At 46.1% G+C, this 17,126-nt stretch carries 15 protein-coding genes; 6 read left to right on the top strand and 9 right to left on the bottom strand.

The genetic code is table 11. The features are described 5' to 3' along the window. The first annotated feature begins 72 nt into the window (after positions 1-72). Positions 73-2,112, top strand: a complete 2,040-nt coding sequence (locus tag QZ918_RS02590) for a WD40 repeat domain-containing serine/threonine-protein kinase (protein ID WP_293330701.1) — start codon at positions 73-75, stop codon at positions 2,110-2,112. Between the two features lie 111 nt (positions 2,113-2,223). Here the strand turns inward: QZ918_RS02590 and QZ918_RS02585 are convergent, their stop codons facing one another. Beyond that, positions 2,224-2,343, bottom strand: a complete 120-nt coding sequence (locus QZ918_RS02585; protein WP_293152574.1) for a zinc-binding dehydrogenase — start codon at positions 2,341-2,343, stop codon at positions 2,224-2,226. A gap of 218 nt (positions 2,344-2,561) precedes the next feature. Between QZ918_RS02585 and QZ918_RS02580 the strand changes: the two genes are divergently transcribed. Then, complete coding sequence (locus QZ918_RS02580) at positions 2,562-2,855, top strand: DUF3288 family protein (RefSeq protein ID WP_293330698.1); 294 nt, start codon at positions 2,562-2,564, stop codon at positions 2,853-2,855. A gap of 202 nt (positions 2,856-3,057) precedes the next feature. On the opposite strand, the gene secA is transcribed toward QZ918_RS02580, so the two are convergent. Then, positions 3,058-5,874 (bottom strand): preprotein translocase subunit SecA, encoded by a 2,817-nt coding sequence (secA, locus tag QZ918_RS02575; protein WP_293330695.1) that lies wholly within the window; start codon positions 5,872-5,874, stop codon positions 3,058-3,060. 169 nt (positions 5,875-6,043) lie between these two features. After that, on the bottom strand, positions 6,044-9,415 hold the full coding sequence (locus QZ918_RS02570) for a HEAT repeat domain-containing protein (protein WP_293330692.1): 3,372 nt from the start codon (positions 9,413-9,415) through the stop codon (positions 6,044-6,046). A 479-nt stretch (positions 9,416-9,894) separates the two neighbouring features. On the opposite strand from QZ918_RS02570, the gene QZ918_RS02565 reads away from it, so the two are divergent. Both QZ918_RS02565 and QZ918_RS02560 read left to right on the top strand, forming a co-directional pair. Further along, positions 9,895-10,098 (top strand): type II toxin-antitoxin system HicB family antitoxin, encoded by a 204-nt coding sequence (locus QZ918_RS02565; RefSeq protein ID WP_293330690.1) that lies wholly within the window; start codon positions 9,895-9,897, stop codon positions 10,096-10,098. Continuing rightward, a complete protein-coding gene (locus QZ918_RS02560) occupies positions 10,095-10,304 on the top strand; it encodes a type II toxin-antitoxin system HicA family toxin (protein ID WP_293330688.1) in 210 nt (69 codons plus the stop codon). The genes QZ918_RS02565 and QZ918_RS02560 overlap by 4 nt, the downstream gene beginning before the upstream one ends. 165 nt (positions 10,305-10,469) lie before the next feature. Here QZ918_RS02560 and QZ918_RS02555 read toward each other — a convergent pair whose 3' ends face one another. From QZ918_RS02555 to QZ918_RS02545, 3 genes are all read right to left on the bottom strand, one after another. Continuing rightward, positions 10,470-10,844 carry a hypothetical protein gene (locus QZ918_RS02555; RefSeq protein WP_293330686.1) on the bottom strand — a complete coding sequence of 125 codons (375 nt, stop codon included), beginning with the start codon at positions 10,842-10,844 and terminating at the stop codon, positions 10,470-10,472. A gap of 18 nt (positions 10,845-10,862) precedes the next feature. After that, positions 10,863-11,228, bottom strand: a complete 366-nt coding sequence (locus QZ918_RS02550; protein WP_293330684.1) for a papain fold toxin domain-containing protein — start codon at positions 11,226-11,228, stop codon at positions 10,863-10,865. A 156-nt stretch (positions 11,229-11,384) separates the two neighbouring features. Continuing rightward, positions 11,385-12,323, bottom strand: a complete 939-nt coding sequence (locus tag QZ918_RS02545; RefSeq protein WP_293330682.1) for a ribonuclease Z — start codon at positions 12,321-12,323, stop codon at positions 11,385-11,387. Positions 12,324-12,588: 265 nt separating this feature from the next. On the opposite strand from QZ918_RS02545, the gene QZ918_RS02540 reads away from it, so the two are divergent. Both QZ918_RS02540 and QZ918_RS02535 read left to right on the top strand, forming a co-directional pair. Continuing rightward, complete coding sequence (locus QZ918_RS02540; protein WP_293330679.1) at positions 12,589-13,764, top strand: SpoIID/LytB domain-containing protein; 1,176 nt, start codon at positions 12,589-12,591, stop codon at positions 13,762-13,764. 149 nt (positions 13,765-13,913) lie between these two features. Next, positions 13,914-14,144 carry a DUF4177 domain-containing protein gene (locus QZ918_RS02535; protein ID WP_293330677.1) on the top strand — a complete coding sequence of 77 codons (231 nt, stop codon included), beginning with the start codon at positions 13,914-13,916 and terminating at the stop codon, positions 14,142-14,144. A gap of 347 nt (positions 14,145-14,491) precedes the next feature. Here QZ918_RS02535 and QZ918_RS02530 read toward each other — a convergent pair whose 3' ends face one another. The 3 genes from QZ918_RS02530 to QZ918_RS02520 all read right to left on the bottom strand — a co-directional run bounded on the left by QZ918_RS02530 (position 14,492) and on the right by QZ918_RS02520 (position 17,059). Next, positions 14,492-15,808 (bottom strand): hypothetical protein, encoded by a 1,317-nt coding sequence (locus tag QZ918_RS02530; protein WP_293330675.1) that lies wholly within the window; start codon positions 15,806-15,808, stop codon positions 14,492-14,494. A gap of 122 nt (positions 15,809-15,930) precedes the next feature. Beyond that, on the bottom strand, positions 15,931-16,092 hold the full coding sequence (locus tag QZ918_RS02525) for a hypothetical protein (protein WP_293330673.1): 162 nt from the start codon (positions 16,090-16,092) through the stop codon (positions 15,931-15,933). A gap of 277 nt (positions 16,093-16,369) precedes the next feature. Further along, positions 16,370-17,059 (bottom strand): class I SAM-dependent methyltransferase, encoded by a 690-nt coding sequence (locus QZ918_RS02520; RefSeq protein WP_293330671.1) that lies wholly within the window; start codon positions 17,057-17,059, stop codon positions 16,370-16,372. Positions 17,060-17,126 lie beyond the last annotated feature (67 nt).

Below are 17,126 nucleotides of genomic sequence, written 5' to 3'. Positions count from 1 at the left end.
GGCACGCACCGCCCCGCTTTCCTCCCCCACTCCTCCCTTTAAATCGGACGGGGGTCTCCAGCGGCAAGACAAATGAGTTACTGTATCAATCCCAATTGCCAGAATCCCAAAAATCTCGATCGCGCGACAACCTGCACAAATTGCGAGTCGAACTTGCTGCTCAAAGGGCGCTACCGAGTCTTTCACACCCTCGGCCAAAGTATCGCTTGCGGCACCTTCCTAGCAGCCGATGAAGACCAGCCAGCGCAACCCCGCTGCGTCATTCAACAGTTCTGCGGCCCCATGCCGTCAATCGCCGACGGTCAACACCACTTTAAGCGGACATTTTTGGGTTCTGCCTCAGTTATCGACAAGTTGGGCAAACACCGGCAAGTACCGAAACTGCTGGCATCTTTTGAAGTCGAAGGCTGCCAATATTTAGTGCAAGAATACATTGAAGGGCGCAATTTAGCCGATCGACTTTCGGAAAAAGGCGTTTTTAAAGAACTTCACATTTGGTATCTGCTGAGCGAGTTGTTACCAGTGCTGGAATTTGTCCACGAAAATCAACTGATTCACCGAGATATCAAACCGTCGAATATTATTCACCGCAAATCTTCCCAAACGCCGGCAGCAATAGTCGGGAAAGAGCATCTGGATTCTTGGGACGAGGAATCCGGTCTAGTTTTAGTCGATTTCGGCTCCGCAATTCCTGCCAACAGCGGGCCGCTGAAAACAGAAACAGTGACGGGTTCGGCCGAATACGCGGCACCGGAACAAATTAAAGGTGAAGCAATTAAGAGCAGCGACATCTACAGTTTGGGCGTCACGTGCATCCACTTGTTAACGGGAATGTCGCCCTTTGATTTGTTTGACATCAAAGCCGACGCTTGGGCCTGGAGGGATTATTTGAAAGTACCAGTTTCTGCCAGACTCGGCCGCATTCTGGATAAAATGGTGCAGCGAGAACCATCAAAACGCTATCGATCGATCGAAGCAATTCTCACAGACATGAAATACGGCCCGACACCGATAGAGGTGATTGCCAGCAAACCCAAGTGGACTTTAGCTATGTGGGGGGGAGCCGCAGTTGCTCTGATTTCATTGGTGCTCGGTTCTGGTTTGCCATCTCCGGTATCGGAGGCTTTCACTTCCAACGAGCCTGTTTCTAGCATTCCCGACATTCGGTTTGACCCGCCCCCCATGCAGAATTTCAGCACTGAGCCATCGCTGTCACGGCCCGCAGTGCGGACTCTGGCGGAGCAAGACAAAAATCCGGTGTGGGGGGTAGCAGTCACTCCCAACGGCCGCGTGATAGTCACGGGCAACAACGACGGGACAATTCACCTGCGGCACAAGCGTCACGGTAAAGTGCTCAAGGTTTTGACGGCACATTTGGGGCCCGTGTGGTCAGTGGCAGTGAGTCCCGATGGCAGGACGATCGCCAGCGGTGGTGCTGACGGTACGATTAAAGTGTGGAATTTCTATTCTGGCCAGTTAATTCGGACATTGGACGGACACACAGACGGCGTGTTCTCGGTGGTGTTCAGTCCCGACGGCAAAGCCCTCGCCAGTGTCGGCAAAGATAATGCTTTGAAGCTGTGGCAAGTCGAAGGCGGCGCCGAGTTGCAAACACTCAACGGGATAACAAACGAAGTGCATTCGGTAGCTTTCAGTTCCTATAAAGACACTTTGTTTGCTGGCAAAGGCGACGGTACGATCGAGATGTGGAATTGGAAAACAGGGGCATTCCAAGCCACTCTCAGGGGTCATGTGGATGCTGTGTCGGCGCTTACCATCAGCCCCGACGGTACAATTTTGGGCAGCGGTGGCTGGGACAATACCGTGAAGATTTGGGATATCACCACGGATCACGGGCCCGAACCATCCGGTATGGTGACTTTTGCCGGTCATACCGATAGAATTCAGTCTGTAGCTTTCAGTCCCGACGGGGCGACGCTAGCCAGCAGCGATTTGAGCGGAACTATCAAGCTGTGGGCGATGGATGGCGGGGAGCAAGGCACGCTGAAAGGTCATTCTACTTGGGTGGAATTGGCTTTTAATCCTGAGGACAAAACTCTGATCAGCGGCAGTTATGACGACACGATCAAGGTGTGGCAACTGTCTCCTTGATTTTGGCGATCGATTGTCCGGGCGATCGACTTAAATTAAGGTATGTTGTTGCGCTTCAGCGCTCTTTCTTAGATCCAAGAGCGAAGACAGCGCAACAACGTACCTAAAAATCTACCTCAATAAAACCAAATTGCCGATCGCACTACCGCTTTCCTGCAATTCATGAGCGGCCGCAATCTCGTCTAAACCAAACCGCCCAGCAATAACGTGGCGCAAAACTCCAGCTTTCAGTTGTAGGGTGTGTCGCCTGCAATCCCTAAACCAAGCTCAAAATTCTCATAGCAACGCACCTTTACTTAGAGGTTGAGTGAAAAAAACAACACTTTTTTTCAAAATTATATGATGTCCGCTAAACTCACCCTAATAATATAGGTTCGTAGTGAGGACTTTAGTCCGCAAAATGCTGCGGACTAAAGTCCTCACTACAAACCGTTTTACCACAAAAAAACATGGATTTACTAGAAAAAAATCAAGACCAACAGCACCCGCAATACAAGCGCGATCGAGCCACAGTCGATAGTTTATTAGGAAAAGAACCAACCGACCAAAATTTATCAGAATTAGCAAGATTAATCATTCGCTACAAAGGATTTCCCGGCGCTAGAGATATCCAAGCAGACTTAAAAAAACTCCTGCAACAATGGAATCATACCGAAGAAACACTTTACGAACAAACCCGCAAAATTCACGCCCAAGGTGAAGTTTACAGGAAGCAAAAAAGCGACCAAGAAGATTGGGCTTAATACAGTAAAATTGGTTTGTAGTGAGGACTTTAGTCCGCATCAATCTAAGGACTAAAGTCCTCACTACGAACCAGTAAAATTGGTTTGTAGTGAGGACTTTAGTCCGCATCAATCTAAGGACTAAAGTCCTCACTACGAACCGACATCGCATTCCGCCACAATCAATCAAAACACAACAATCTTGTGTCCCTACCAAATCCCTCTAAACCATCTCAGCCGAAACAGGCATTGCAGGCTGCGGCTGGAACTGGAACAGCGAATAAACCACGTTGCGGCGGATATCCGTCATCATGTCCAAAAACAACTCGTAACCTTCAGTTTTGTACTCGATTAACGGATCTTTTTGTCCGTAACCGCGCAGCCCCACAGACTCGCGCAAAGCATCCATTTGCTGCAAGTGTTCGCGCCACAAAGTATCAATTTGCTGCAAGATAAAGAACCGTTCCGCATCGCGCATCAATTCGGCACGGATGGCATTAACTTCCGCTTCCTTCATGTCGTAAGCATTGCGGACTTGTTCGTGGAGGAAAGTTTTAATTTCCTCAACTGACAAATCTTCTAGCTGATCCGATGTCATGTCAGCCAGCAGATAAACAAATTCCTTCACCTTGCTGACAAGTTTTTCGAGTTCCCATTCTTCCGAAGGCAAATCGGGGTTGATGTATGCTCCCACAATGTCGTCCATTGTCTGTTCGCCGTACTTAACCACCTGTTCTTTTGAGTCCAAACCTTCCAAAACTCGGCGGCGTTCCGCATAGATGGCTCGACGCTGATTGTTCATCACTTCGTCGTATTCAAATACCTGCTTGCGGATGTCGTAATAGTAGGTTTCGACTTTTTTCTGAGCACCTTCGAGCGATCGAGTCAGCATTCCAGATTCGATCGGCATATCTGCCTCAACACCGAACATATTCATCAAAGTGCCAACCCGTTCGCCGCCGAAAATCCTGAGCAAATTGTCTTCCAAACTCAAGAAAAACCGCGTAGAACCGGGGTCTCCTTGGCGTCCCGCCCGGCCGCGCAACTGATTGTCAATCCGGCGCGATTCGTGGCGTTCCGTACCGATCACGTGCAAGCCGCCCAACTGCACAACTTCATCGTGTTCGGTGCTGGTAAAAGCATCGTATTCGCTGCGAGTGCGATTGTAAGCTTCCCGCAATTTTTGAATCACGATATCTTTGGTGGGGGCTTTTTCCGAGGCTACAGCCACGATATCATCGGCTTGCAATTCCGAGAGCGATCGCTCGCCGTACTCCTTCACCGCCAATTCAACCGCCGCCTTGAGCATTTGCTCGGCCTCTTTCGATAGCTGTGTCGGGAAAATCTCGGCCGAAGCCTTCCAAGACTTGACCTTTTTCGCAGTTTGACCAAAACCTTGAGCTGCGGGGCGGCCGCCAATTCCAGGCGCTTGCACCAGCGAAAACCCGTCTTCATCATCCGGGCGCACGATCCGGGGCATCAAATACTCGCGCAACTTCAGGCGTCCCATGTACTCGGAATTACCGCCGAGAATGATGTCGGTACCCCGTCCCGCCATGTTTGTGGCGATCGTCACAGCGCCTTTGCGACCGGCTTGAGCGATAATTTCCGACTCCCGTTCCACATTTTCCGGTTTCGCATTCAGCAAATTGTGAGGAATCTTGAGTTCCCGAAGCAGCCGCGACAGCAACTCGGATTTTTCGACGCTGGTAGTACCAACCAGTACCGGCCTACCGACTTCGTGCATTTCAGCGCATTCTTGGGCGATCGCCTTCCATTTGCCGGACTCTGCCTTGTAAACCATATCCGACAAGTCACCACGACTGGGAATCCGGTTAGTAGGAATCAGAGTCACTTCCAGACTGTAAATCTTCTCAAATTCCGTTTCCTCAGTCTTCGCCGTCCCAGTCATCCCCGACAGCTTCGGATATAGCAAAAAGAAATTTTGATAAGTAATAGTCGCCAGCGTCTGAGTTTCTGGCTGAATTTCCGCGTGTTCCTTCGCTTCGATCGCCTGGTGCAAACCGTCGCTCCATCGCCGTCCCGGCATCACCCGCCCGGTAAACTCATCAACAATCACCACTTCGCGATCGAGATTGACGATGTAGTTAATATCCTTAATAAACAATTCCTTCGCCTTAATCGCATTAAAAATGTAATGCGCCCAAGGGTCAGCCGGATCGTACAAATCCGTAACGCCCAACAAATTCTCAGCTTCACCAAACCCTTCATCGGTCAACAGCACATTCCGCGCCTTTTCGTCAACCTCGTAATGTTCTTCATTTTCCTTTCTCAGGGAAGCAGCCACCTCCGCCGCCCGGATGTACTTCTCGCTGGGACGTTCGACTTGGCCGGAAATAATCAAAGGCGTCCGCGCTTCATCAATCAGCACCGAGTCAACTTCGTCAATCACGCAGAAATTGAAAGGGCGCTGCACCACATCTTCCATGACAGTAGCCATGTTGTCGCGCAAATAGTCAAAGCCGACTTCGCTGTTCGTGGCGTAGGTAATGTCGCAGTTATAATTTTTCTTGCGTTCCACCTGATCCATGCCCTGCTGGATCAGTCCCACAGTCAATCCCAGGAAGCGGTGCACCTGTCCCATCCATTCCGCGTCCCGTCTGGCGAGATAATCATTGACGGTGATGATGTGTACACCTTTACCATTGAGGGCGTTGAGGTAAGCCGGCAGCGTAGCCACGAGAGTTTTGCCCTCACCCGTTTTCATTTCAGCAATTTGGCCTTTGTGCAGGATGATGCCGCCCAGGAGTTGGACATCAAAGTGGCGCATTCCCAAAACCCGCTGTCCCGCTTCGCGCACCACTGCAAAAGCTTCCGGCAAGATGTCGTCTAGAATCTCTTTCTCTTCATTGAGAGATTTAGCTTTGGCCAGACGTTCTTTAAATTCCGCCGTTTTGCCTCTGAGGCCGTCGTCTGAGAGGGCGCGGATTTCTTCTTCCAAGATATTGATATCAGCTACCCAAGGCTGAAATTTTCTCAGTTTGCGAGCGTTGGGGTCGCCTAGCAGATTTTTAAACATGGCAGGAGAGGCAGATTTTTAATAATTAGCTTTAGTTTGCAGCATTAGGGGCTGTAGTGTGAGCCACAACGTTTACCTTTACCGATTGTAGCAACCATTTGCCGTCCTAGGCTGTCGAAGGCGTCCTTGGGGGCGATGCGATCGATTTGGGATTCCCGGCTCAAATTCCCTAACTCCCGACCAAATCCCACAACACATCAATACCTGAACCGACGTATGGTGTATCTTGGTGGCGATCGATCCATTGCACGACAGCAGGCAAAACCTCACTAGATTTCAAACCCAACTTACCCAAGGCTTCTGCTGCTGTCGAGTAATGCACAACAAAGTCATGCCTATCTTCGAGACGTAACAGCAGGGCACTGATTACAGATTCTGAAGCATTTCCCAAGTTACCCAAGGCAGATGCTGCCGAGCTACGCACTGAGTTATCCCCATCTTCCAGAGCTAGTAGCAGAGCATTGATGACAGTTCCTGAAGCATTTCCCAAGTTACCCAAGGCAGATGCTGCCGAGCTACGCACTGAGTTATCCCCATCTTCCAGAGCTAGTAGCAGAGCATTGATGACAGTTCCTGAAGCATTTCCCAACCTGCCCAAGGCAGATGCTGCCAAGTAACGAACTGAGTTATCCCCATCTTCCAGACCTAGTAGCAGAGCATTGATGACAGTTCCTGAAGCATTTCCCAAGTTACCCAAGGCAGATGCTACCGAGCTACGCACTGAGTTATCCCCATCTTCCAGACCTAGTAGCAGAGCATTGATGACAGTTTCTGAAGCATTTCCCAAGTTACCCAAGGCAGATGCTACCGAGCTACGCACTGAGTTATCCCCATCTTCCAGACCTAGTAGCAGAGCATTGATGACAGTTTCTGAAGCATTTCCCAACCTGCCCAAGGCTGCTGCTGCCGAGCTACGAACTGAGTTATCCTCATCTTCCAGACGTAAAAGCAGAGCATTGATGACAGTTCCTGAAGCATTTCCCAACCTGCCCAAGGCAGATGCTGCCCAGTAACGCACTGAGTTATCCCCATCTTCCAGACGTAACAGCAGGGCATTAATGACGACTTCTGAAGCATTTCCCAACCTGCCCAAGGCAGATGCTGCGAAGGAACTTACCGAACGGTCGCTATCTTGAAGACGTAACAGCAGGGCGTTAATGACGGTTTCTGAAGCATTTCCCAACCTGCCCAAGGTCTGTGCCGCAAATGAACGTACCCAAGAATCCTCATCTTGGAGATGTAGTAGCATGGCACTAATGACGGTTTCTGAAGCATTTCCCAAGTTACCCAAGGCTAATGCTGCCGAGCTACGCACATCCTCATTCCCATCTTCGAGACGTAGTAGCATGGCAGTCATGACAGCTTCTTTTTCCCCTAAAGCCATTTGATATCTCCACAAAGGATTTGCATCAACACCCCTTGCTTTCAAAAGTTGCAAAGTTTGCAATTCAAACTCAGTCTCATTCATACTGCAAAGGATTTGAAAAACCTGAGAGCGAACTCTGTTACCAACCTGTTCCCCACCTCCTACCTCCAAGTCAACCAACTTCTCCAAAATCTCCACAGCTAGACTGCCATCTACCACCTTTAACTCTTTAATATTTTCAGCAAGGCAACTGCCAGCAAAAAACAAATCGCGGTGCAACCATTGCTCATACTCGCTATTAGCCTCCAAAATAGCCCGCATCGCTTTAGCTGCTTTCTTGGGTTTTTGTTGAGCAATCAACAACAGCAACACTTCCCGCCAGTGAGCATCGTGCAAATTGTCTCGAATATGATTCAAAATAATCTCAAAATCACCGTCATCATCCGCCTGATAGGCAATTTCTTGAGCGCACAAATATTCTTGAAAAGTTTTGTGGACAAAAGCATATAAATCTTGTCCTTGTTCGTTGAGCAATCCCGTTCGCTGTTGAATAAAATCTACAAATCGTCTAGCTTCCTCTCTTGCCTGGAACCGTTCAACCTGTTTTTTGGTTTTAATGTTCTGAGTTAACTGCTCCAACAAATCATCCTTAGCAATCAGCGTTCCGCCTTCAGGATTGTCGGTACTACCCTGAGTATGAATCCAATAGGCGAGAATTTCCATCAGCCGCCGTAAGTCGTCTTCATCTAAACATTTGAATGACGACTGCTCGGTTATTTTTTTGTTGGCATCCCAACACTTTAATAGCGTCTCCACAGCTTTTTCATAAAGCTTGTGGCGCGCCCTCGGCAGTACCGCTTGATAACGGTGAATCAAAGCAATGATTGTCAGCAACAGCGGATTTCTCGCCAACAATTTAATTCTGTCATTATCATCCAGAGCTTTTTTAATGCTTTCTTTCCGGCGTTGAGCTTCCGCCGCATCTCGAACCCGGCTGTCATACCAATGATTAATAAACTCATCAACCTTAGCATCATCAAGCAGTTGTAACTGATAGTGTTCAAACTCCGAACTATTAAAAAAATCGCGCTTATAACCCGCAGGGCGAGAAGTAATAATTGCCAGATTTTGATGGTACTGCCCCAAAAAATTCTCAATCTGCTGCACTACGGCGTAGCGTTTGGATTCTTCTACAACCTCATCCAATCCATCCAACAAAATCATCGCCCTACCGTCAGCCAGCCAATACTCAAAAAAGCCTTCGGGTAGCGGTTTCACCGACATAGTTTTCTCAGCAAACTGGCGGGCGTAGTCGAGGAGACTGATATCTGAAAGCCTAGCAAAATCGCGAATTTTAATCAAAATCGGCAAGCAATCTCTCTCAGCATCCCAGCCGAGTTTTTCTGGATAATTCTGAGCCAACATCACTGCAAAAAAACTGAGTAAAGTTGTTTTTCCAGAACCGGGCGCGCCCAGGAGTACAAATTTATTTGAGCGATTTTGACTCAATAGTTGTGAAGCTAAAAACTTTCTGCCGGAGCGACTTCCTCGTTGAAATAGTTGCAGATCTTTGCTTGCATCTAATTCTTGGATATCCAAGCTTACATGAGTATTTACGTCTTCCAAGACATCGGGCATCACAAAAATCTGAGCCAATTTTTCCGATTTTTCGATTTCCTGCCCTTCGACAGCAATACCAGCAAATTTGACATCATCAAACCAGTTGGCAACTTGCTTAAAGTAGTCTGCTTTGGCAACCTGAAAATTTAAATAGCAATTGGTTTTCTCGAAATAAGTTCTGGCAAAAACATCCAGCCAGTCACTCACTTTTTCTCGCATGAATCTGTCTTGAATTCTCTTGTTTTCTGCGACTGTCACATTAAAAGCTGCAACTAACAAATCAACTTGAGGCGTTCCTTGATTGTTGAAAGGTTTTAGGAGTTCTGGAAGTGCGGCCCCAGCCAAGAAACTTTTCAGAAAATCTTCGACTACACCCAATTCGGAAGGATAGAATAATTCATGGGTTTTATCGGCGGTTTTAATGCCAGAAATACAAGCTTTTTCAAAGTCGCTAGGATTGATTTTTTTTATAGCTTCTTTGAATCCTATTTCGGCAAGTTTAGGCGCGATTGCTTGTGCTAGTTTTAAGCCTAATGTGCCAAATTCAATTATCATGGTAATTTTAAATATTTGGGGTTAATATAGTTTACAGTGATATTACAGCAGATTCCAGCTTCATCAAGTACATTAGCAGCTATATTCTTTTGTCTTTGGTAGGGTGCGCGTCGCTGCGATATCTTAGATAAAACTTGCAGATAGATCCCGTCGCACCTTACACGGGAACTCTCAATATTGTGTATACCACATAAACCTGAAATATGCTATATATTCAGTGACCTGAGATTTTGAAAGGTGCGTCGCTATGAGATTGTCGATTTTTTTGATGATTTTTGATGGCGACGCACCCTACAGATAACTCATTTTTACAATAAATGCTATATATAGCCTTTCTCAAAAAGATGAGGTATGACTGGCATCAGTATAACCGCTTAGACTAAGAGGGCCCAAGCCCAACAACGTACCTCATCTTTCTGAGAACCGCTATATTTAATTGATACTTGCTATCATAGGCTTAAAAATAACTGAATAAATGTATGAAAATTAGAGCAATCATTCATCCAGCAGAAGAAGGTGGCTATTGGGCAGAAGTTCCCGCACTGCCGGGGTGCATTACTGAAGGAGACACTATCGAAGAAGTGATGATTAATTTAAAAGATGCTATAGTCGGCTGGCTCGAAGTTGCTAATAGTCGTGAAGCAGTTGCCTCCACAGATAAAATTGTGGAAATTGCTGTATGAAATCTATTTCTGGCAAACAACTTTGCAAAATAGTAGAGCATAAAAATTGGGTTTTGAAAAGAATTACTGGCAGTCATCATATCTATGAAAACCCAGAATTAGAGCAAATTTTGTCAATTCCTGTTCACCGCAATCAAGATTTGAAAGTTGGAACCTTGAGAGCCTTAATGAAAATAGCTCAGCTATCTGAAGAAGATTTACTCTGATAGGGTGCGTGTACTCTGATTATCGATTTGAAGCCTGTAACGCCATACCTCAAAGCAGTTTCATAATGTTTTGAGTGTAGCGCAATTGTTTCTTATTCCGAAAGTGCGATCGCCCGTACTGTCCGAAAGTGCGATCGCTCTTTCCCATCCCTCTCAATACCCGACTCAACCATTTACACCTACAACACTCAACTCATCAGACATTTTGCAATTATTTGTTGCATCATCTTTTGGCAACTGTTCGCTATTCAAGAATTCTTCAAATAAATCAAAAAAGCGCTTCAGTGCATCCGCTTCATCCTCAGAATAAAAAAGAATAATGCGACTCCAAGATTGAGTATCTGCTTGGTTAAATCGATTCTCTATCCATTCTTGAAACTCCTCAAACTTTGTTTCTTGTTCTGTTACAGGAATGCCAAGTTGACGGCGGGCAAAGGTATAACCGTCCAAAAAAACATGAAGATGACTGAGCGATCGCTTCCCCAAGTATAAAGACGTTCTTTGCTTGATTTTTCCTAGCAAATCATACAAATCTAACATTATTTTATCTCCTTTTAGCTAAAATTCAATTTCCGCAATCTCAAATTGACCGCCCAGCTCGATCGCCAAACAATAAAATTTTCCCAACCACTCCTGTTTAGAAATTCCTTCCTTGTGGATATTATCAAAAATTAATTCCTCCCCATTGATTTGAACTAAAATCGCTTCATGCCTTCCATTCGTAGCAATATTTTGTCCGAGGTCATCATGGTAAATATTACCATATTTCCCCTTCGCACTGCCAGTGTAAATTTTGACTTTTTTTCCTGAAATACCCCTTTCAGTTAAAAACTCTTGGATGCTTAAAGCGCAAGTATTACATTCAAATAGCTTAAATTTACTAGCTATTTCAGAAATTTGTTTTCGTAATTCGTCATCGATCATGTTTAATTATTTGATCATCTCTTGGTACCATCCTAACTCCGCTTTACCATAGCTTGCGTAAGTTAGGCAAGTCGGCATTTATGAAGACTCGTCAAACGGCGATCGCCCTTGAAGACACCTCAAAGCTCGATCGCGATTTATCAGCATTAAAGAACCCTACTTTTCAACAAGTCTAGGTATTTCATAACTCAAAAAGTCATAGGCCATTTTTGTGTTCGGAAAAATAGCTTGGGCTTCTTTGAGCAAATCATCCAGGACGATCGCATTTCCGGGAGCGTAACGCGGGCTAAAATGCGTCATGATTAACTGTTTCGCCCCAGCGAGCAAGGCAACTTGAGCCGCCATTGTCGAGGTTGAGTGCAGGCGATCGAAGGCCATTTGAGCATCTTGATGGGCAAACGTCGCTTCGTGTACCAACAAGTCCGCATCCTTTGCCAATTCCACGGCGCTGTCACAAAAAACTGTGTCTGTACAGTAAACAAACTTCCGCCCGACTTGATCCGGGCCGCAAAAATCACTGCCTTTAAACTGTCGCCCGTCGGATAATTTTACCGTTTTTCCTTGTTTTAATTCGCCGTAAACTGGCCCGGAAGGAATGCCCACAGCCTTGGCTTTTTCGACATCGAAATGTCCCGGTCTGTCTTTCTCGGTAACACGATAACCAAAAGCAGTAACTCGGTGTTTTAAAGGAGCACAACTCACAATATATTCGTCATCTTCATAGACAACTCCCTCGTGACTTTTGTGTACCTTCACCGGGTAAGAAAAATGAGTTTGAGAATAGCGAACGCCAGCTTGCAAATATTCTTCAAGTCCCGGAGGCCCGTAAAGATCGATACGCTTGACATTCCCCGCCAAACCGCAGCTAGCCAGCAAACCCATTAAGCCGAAAATGTGGTCGCCGTGCAGGTGAGTGATGAAAATCCGGCTCAGTTGGCTGACTTTTAGCTCGCTACGGAGAAATTGGTGCTGGGTTCCTTCGCCGCAGTCAAACAGCCAGAGTTCGGCTCGCTGGGGCAAGCGGAGGGCGATACTGGAAACGTTGCGCGATCGCGTGGGGACGCCGGAGCTAGTTCCGAGAAATGTAATCTGCAAGAGTCAAATCACCTCAATTAAATCTTAAAAAATATGTTACAAATATCCAGGTGCGGCCAATCTGACATAAAGGAATTATTCGCAGGCAGGAACCGGGATAAATCGCTGTTGCTGCCAGGATCTAGTCGCTCCAATCATTTTTGACGCACAAAGTGCTAAACCCAATTCTAACGTTTTCTTTCTGCCGTTCTCCTTCCTTTTTCCCGAACCTTCCCGAACTCTTAAAAATTGTCAAGCTCATACAGCACAGGAGGAAAATTTTAAAATGCAGTCAGGAGTGTTCTTTAGTTCCGTTCTTTCGACTTTAAAAAAACGCTACTTTTGGATGGGGCTGTTGTTTTGGCTGGTGATGGTAGCCCCAGCGCAGGCCTCGCTAATTTTGCGAGTGGCGGTACAAGACGGGACGAGTCAAATCAAAGTCGGCAGTTCTACTAAGGCTGCCATCCGCGACAGCAGCGGGCGCAATTTGGGGGAACTGCCGGCAAACAGTTCTCAGTCAGCTCAATTTCGATCGGGAACTGTGGCAATTGGTCGCTGGGCTGCCAATCAAATTTGGATCGAGCCGACCGGAAACGGTTATGTTTGGATTGGCGATCGATGGTATCGGGGACGCACGCTTCTAGTTCCCGAAAAAGGAGCCTTGACTGCCGTCAACTACGTCGATATCGAACAGTATCTCTACAGCGTTCTCGGCGCCGAAATGAGTGGCAATTGGCCTCAAGAGGCTTTGAAAGCTCAAGCAGTCGCCGCCCGTTCCTACGCTCTCCACAAGCGCCTCAAAAGCGAAACCGACCTTTACGATGTGGACGATACTCAATCTTCGCAGGTTTACAAAGGACTGCAAACAGAATCTTCGGGTACTTATGCCGCAGTCGATGCCACCGCTGGTCAAGTTCTCACCTACAACGGTCAGATTATTTTAGCTGTTTTCCACTCTGCCTCTGGCGGACACACTGAGAACGTTGAGGATGTTTGGACGGAACCCCTGCCTTACCTGCGGGCGGTTCCGGATTTTGACCAAGGGGCGCCGGTTTACCAGTGGAAAGAAAATTTTTCCCGGGCTCAAATCAGCAACAGGATTTCTGGTGTTGGGAATGTGATCTCGATGAAGCCGGAACGCGCTACTGCTTACGGCAGCGTTTTGACGATGAAAGTAGTCGGAGATGGCGGTTCTAGGGTGATGAGTGGCGCAGATTTGCGTCGGGTTCTAAATTTGAGGAGTACCCGCTTTACTGTGATTCCTCAGTACGGCGGGATTTTTAATGGCAGAAATGGCGGGAAGCCTCCTACGGGTTTTCAAGTTGCTGGGAAAGGTTTCGGTCACGCTGTGGGAATGAGTCAGTGGGGGGCTTACAATTTGGCTAGGCAGGGATACGGCTACCAGCAGATTTTGTTGCACTATTATCGGGGTGCTGCTTTGGCTAGAATTGCTGTGCAGTAATTGCTACACCTTTGTTATTGGTTATTTGTTACTGGTTATTGGTTATTGGTTATTTGTCATTAGTAGCAACTCACAATTCACCAACAATACCTAACAACTACGAACAAATAACTAATAACTAATCACTAATCACTAAATTAAGGATTGCTATGCAAAAGTGGGAGTATTTATTTGTGGATGCGAATATGTATCCTTTTGGAAATAAGCTGATTAGTTTATATGTAAATGGTGAGGAGCTGCGAGATTGGAAACAAGGCTCGCTACATCTATTTATCAATCAGTTGGGGGAGGATGGGTGGGAACTTGTAGCTCTGCGACATGACTCGAAATACGACCAAAATTGTTTGATTTTTAAACGACCTAAGATTGTTAAAGAATGAGAAAGACAACAGATTCTAGTATTCAAAATAAATGATTTTGGCGTTGTTTAATCAGGGGATGAAAATGGGTAAATTGAAAATTCAGCTATATTGACTGACTGGTTTGTTTCATTTTTTCACATTGAGTCGTTCATACCGTTGCAGCAGCAACGCCAATACAAGGTACGTAGTTGCGCTTGAGCGCTCTTTCCTAATATAAGCAAAGAGCGCTGAAGCGCAACTACGTACCTAAGATCAATTCTCAGAAGACTTCTAGTCTCCGGCGGTTAGAAACCGCGACTACAAAAACAAAGTCCACCTCCGTGGACTATGAAAAAATCTGTGTGTTGCCTTCCTGATTCTTCGGGCTATACATTATCCGATCGCCCAATTCGCCGCTGCCATTCAGCATCTATTTTGGCTGATTGTTCTAGTTCTTGTTGAGTTAATTCGCTTTCTGTGGTATAAGCTAGGTCTTCTCCAGTCAGAACGTTTTCGCCTGCAAATTCCTGGGCGTAGGCCAGTTTTTGCTGCAAGTTGGCATCGGGTTGGTTTAATAACATGGCTCGCTGCTGCCGATCGCGATTTCGAGCTTCTATCTGGCTATTTTTCCACTGAATCCAGAAGTACCTGATTAAGGGAATTGTCAGAAATCCGACGCCGTAAATCAGCAGCAGTGGATAAATACCGCTGACGAAGCCGATGAATCCACCTGCGATCGCACTTTTAGTCAATAAGTTTCCCAAAACTAACGCACCGACAAGATTGACGGCTCCTAAACCTGCTGCGAGCACGATCTGGCCGGAGTCGGCGTGACTGAAACGCCACAGCATTTCTCGCAAATAAGCTCCTGTTGGTTGAGGATTTTGCAGGATGGCTGTGGTTTGCAATTGCGGAAAATGGTAGATGATTTGGCCTTCGGGACTGACTTCGGGGCGGCCGTCAAAACGGGCGAGAGCTGGTAACATATATTCTTCGTATTCTCGGGCGTATCCCTGTCCGAGATAGTCGAGATAGGGCGCAATTTGTTCGGCTGCGACTGCGCCTCGGTTGTTGCGAATTGCGGTGGCTATATCGCTCCACTTGCGCTCTTCTAGATTTTTATTGGGATTCCCGTCTCCAAATATAAATGAGAAAACTGCTTCCAGAAAACTCATCTGGGGTTTTTGACCGCGATCGCGCGATCGCTGCTGGTAGTATGGTTCATCATGGTTCCAGTAAAAGATCCAGATTAAGTCGTTCCAGAAGTAGGGAAAAAAGAAAAAGCCTCCGCCGCCACCTCCACTTTCGCCTCCGCTTCCGCCGCCTCCGCCGTTATTGTCGCTATTCATGCTGGAGAGTAAAAGCGTGATGGCAACAACAATTAAAAGGATGGAAGCTACCAGCACTACGCCAAAAGATATTCTAATCAAGTAAAATAGGACTCGCCAGATTTTTTGCCACCATTCCTGCAACTGCAAGCGCAAGAATTTGTTTCGCAAAATATCTCGAAAGTTGTTGGGAAATATGTAGGCAATGTCGCCAGATTCTGCTACTTGCAGGTTCCCACCTGCTTCGGAGGCCAGCGTTAACAGTTCTCGCTGGGCAAAATTGACATCTAATCCAGCTTTTGCCGCCACGTCTCCAACCGTAACGCGGTAGCCAAGTTGCTCGACGGCTTGCATAATCCCGGGATTTGGAGCCATGTGTTTCTCTTTGTGAAAATTACGCGGTTATTTTTAATTATAGGTTGCGGGCATTAAAGCTGGTTTAGACCTGGAGAATTTAGGCTTTTTGTGGCTGACCTTGATTTTGGGGCAAAACATTGCTACTTTTGGTATGGTTCAAAAATGGCAGTTTTAAGGTAGCACTGCACGGCAAATTCTGCCATCATTAAAGGTACATCAAAGCTGATAGCGATTGCTGTCAGCTTTGGGTCGAGAATACCGGCGATCGCCAGTAATTCGTAGCGTTGACCAATTGAAAACATCTACTTGATTCTCATTTATTTCTGAGTGGTATTTGTATTCTTGCGATCTGACTCAAAATAGAACTAGATACAGGGGGTGTCGGAATATAACCACCTGCGACGAATGCCATCTTAATAAAAAATATCAGCTTGCATATAGCCTTTCTCAAAAAGATGAGGTGTGCCTGACAGCTTGTATAACCGCTTAAACGTATAGGGCCTTCTTCCCAACAACGTACCTCACCTTTCTGAGAACCGCTATAATTAAATTAGTGAATAGTGAGTAGTGGATAGTGAATTAGATTGTTTCTAAGAACTCAAACAAATAGTTTTCATCTTTTAAGTTAAGAAAATTTTCTTTACCATTGAGAACATCTTCATAAGTCATTTTATCCAATTCATCTTTGCTCAAGTTTAGATCTATATCAGGCTTTCCTTTCATAACTATGCCTAAGCCAAAATCGCAATCCAACACAAAGACTCGCAAATCTTTGCGATTACTTCTTAGATAACAAATCGTTTTCCAGACATCACCACACCAGTTGCCATCCCATCCAGGTAAATTCATGTCGATCGCAGCTTGCAGAGACTGAGCTGGACAGGCTGCGAGGACATGGGGTGGTTTGCAATCATGCATGACTATTACGCCATTTTCATTGAGGTTGTCCAAGGTATTCAGGACATCTTGCAATGATTGTTCGTAGGTATGCAATCCATCGATAAATGCTACATCAAACCGTTCGATCGGATTGGCACTTGCAAAAAAAGCATCGCTAGTGGCGTCTATATATTGCGCTGTTGCATTACATAGATTTTTACTAGCCCATTCCAATTTACGTTCTTCAGAAAATGCAAAACTAGGATCTACTCCCACCTTTTGAGCGATCTCGATCGGGAAAAAACTATCGCCATTATTTACGCCGATTTCTAAATACCTCAGGGCTTTTTTCTTGTCGATTATTTTTTGAATTACATCGGTTCTGAGCATTTTGGTTTCCTGATATAATACACAACAATTTGAAACCTAACTATTTAGGCTGACTGTTTACTATAAC

Source organism: Microcoleus sp. CAWBG58, assembly GCF_020883045.1.
Classification (GTDB): domain Bacteria; phylum Cyanobacteriota; class Cyanobacteriia; order Cyanobacteriales; family Microcoleaceae; genus Microcoleus.
This window is presented reverse-complemented; position numbering and strand designations above follow the sequence as displayed.

Excerpts from the sequence above, each read along its gene's own strand:
- QZ918_RS02550 (WP_293330684.1), bottom strand. The coding sequence starts at position 11,228 with ATGATCGATGACGAATTACGAAAACAAATTTCTGAAATAGCTAGTAAA.
- QZ918_RS02580 (WP_293330698.1), top strand. The coding sequence starts at position 2,562 with ATGGATTTACTAGAAAAAAATCAAGACCAACAGCACCCGCAATACAAG.
- QZ918_RS02535 (WP_293330677.1), top strand. The coding sequence starts at position 13,914 with ATGCAAAAGTGGGAGTATTTATTTGTGGATGCGAATATGTATCCTTTT.
- QZ918_RS02560 (WP_293330688.1), top strand. The coding sequence starts at position 10,095 with ATGAAATCTATTTCTGGCAAACAACTTTGCAAAATAGTAGAGCATAAA.
- QZ918_RS02565 (WP_293330690.1), top strand. The coding sequence starts at position 9,895 with ATGAAAATTAGAGCAATCATTCATCCAGCAGAAGAAGGTGGCTATTGG.
- QZ918_RS02520 (WP_293330671.1), bottom strand. The coding sequence starts at position 17,059 with ATGCTCAGAACCGATGTAATTCAAAAAATAATCGACAAGAAAAAAGCC.
- QZ918_RS02530 (WP_293330675.1), bottom strand. The coding sequence starts at position 15,808 with ATGGCTCCAAATCCCGGGATTATGCAAGCCGTCGAGCAACTTGGCTAC.
- QZ918_RS02555 (WP_293330686.1), bottom strand. The coding sequence starts at position 10,844 with ATGTTAGATTTGTATGATTTGCTAGGAAAAATCAAGCAAAGAACGTCT.
- QZ918_RS02525 (WP_293330673.1), bottom strand. The coding sequence starts at position 16,092 with ATGTTTTCAATTGGTCAACGCTACGAATTACTGGCGATCGCCGGTATT.
- QZ918_RS02570 (WP_293330692.1), bottom strand. The coding sequence starts at position 9,415 with ATGATAATTGAATTTGGCACATTAGGCTTAAAACTAGCACAAGCAATC.
- QZ918_RS02540 (WP_293330679.1), top strand. The coding sequence starts at position 12,589 with ATGCAGTCAGGAGTGTTCTTTAGTTCCGTTCTTTCGACTTTAAAAAAA.
- QZ918_RS02590 (WP_293330701.1), top strand. The coding sequence starts at position 73 with ATGAGTTACTGTATCAATCCCAATTGCCAGAATCCCAAAAATCTCGAT.
- secA (WP_293330695.1), bottom strand. The coding sequence starts at position 5,874 with ATGTTTAAAAATCTGCTAGGCGACCCCAACGCTCGCAAACTGAGAAAA.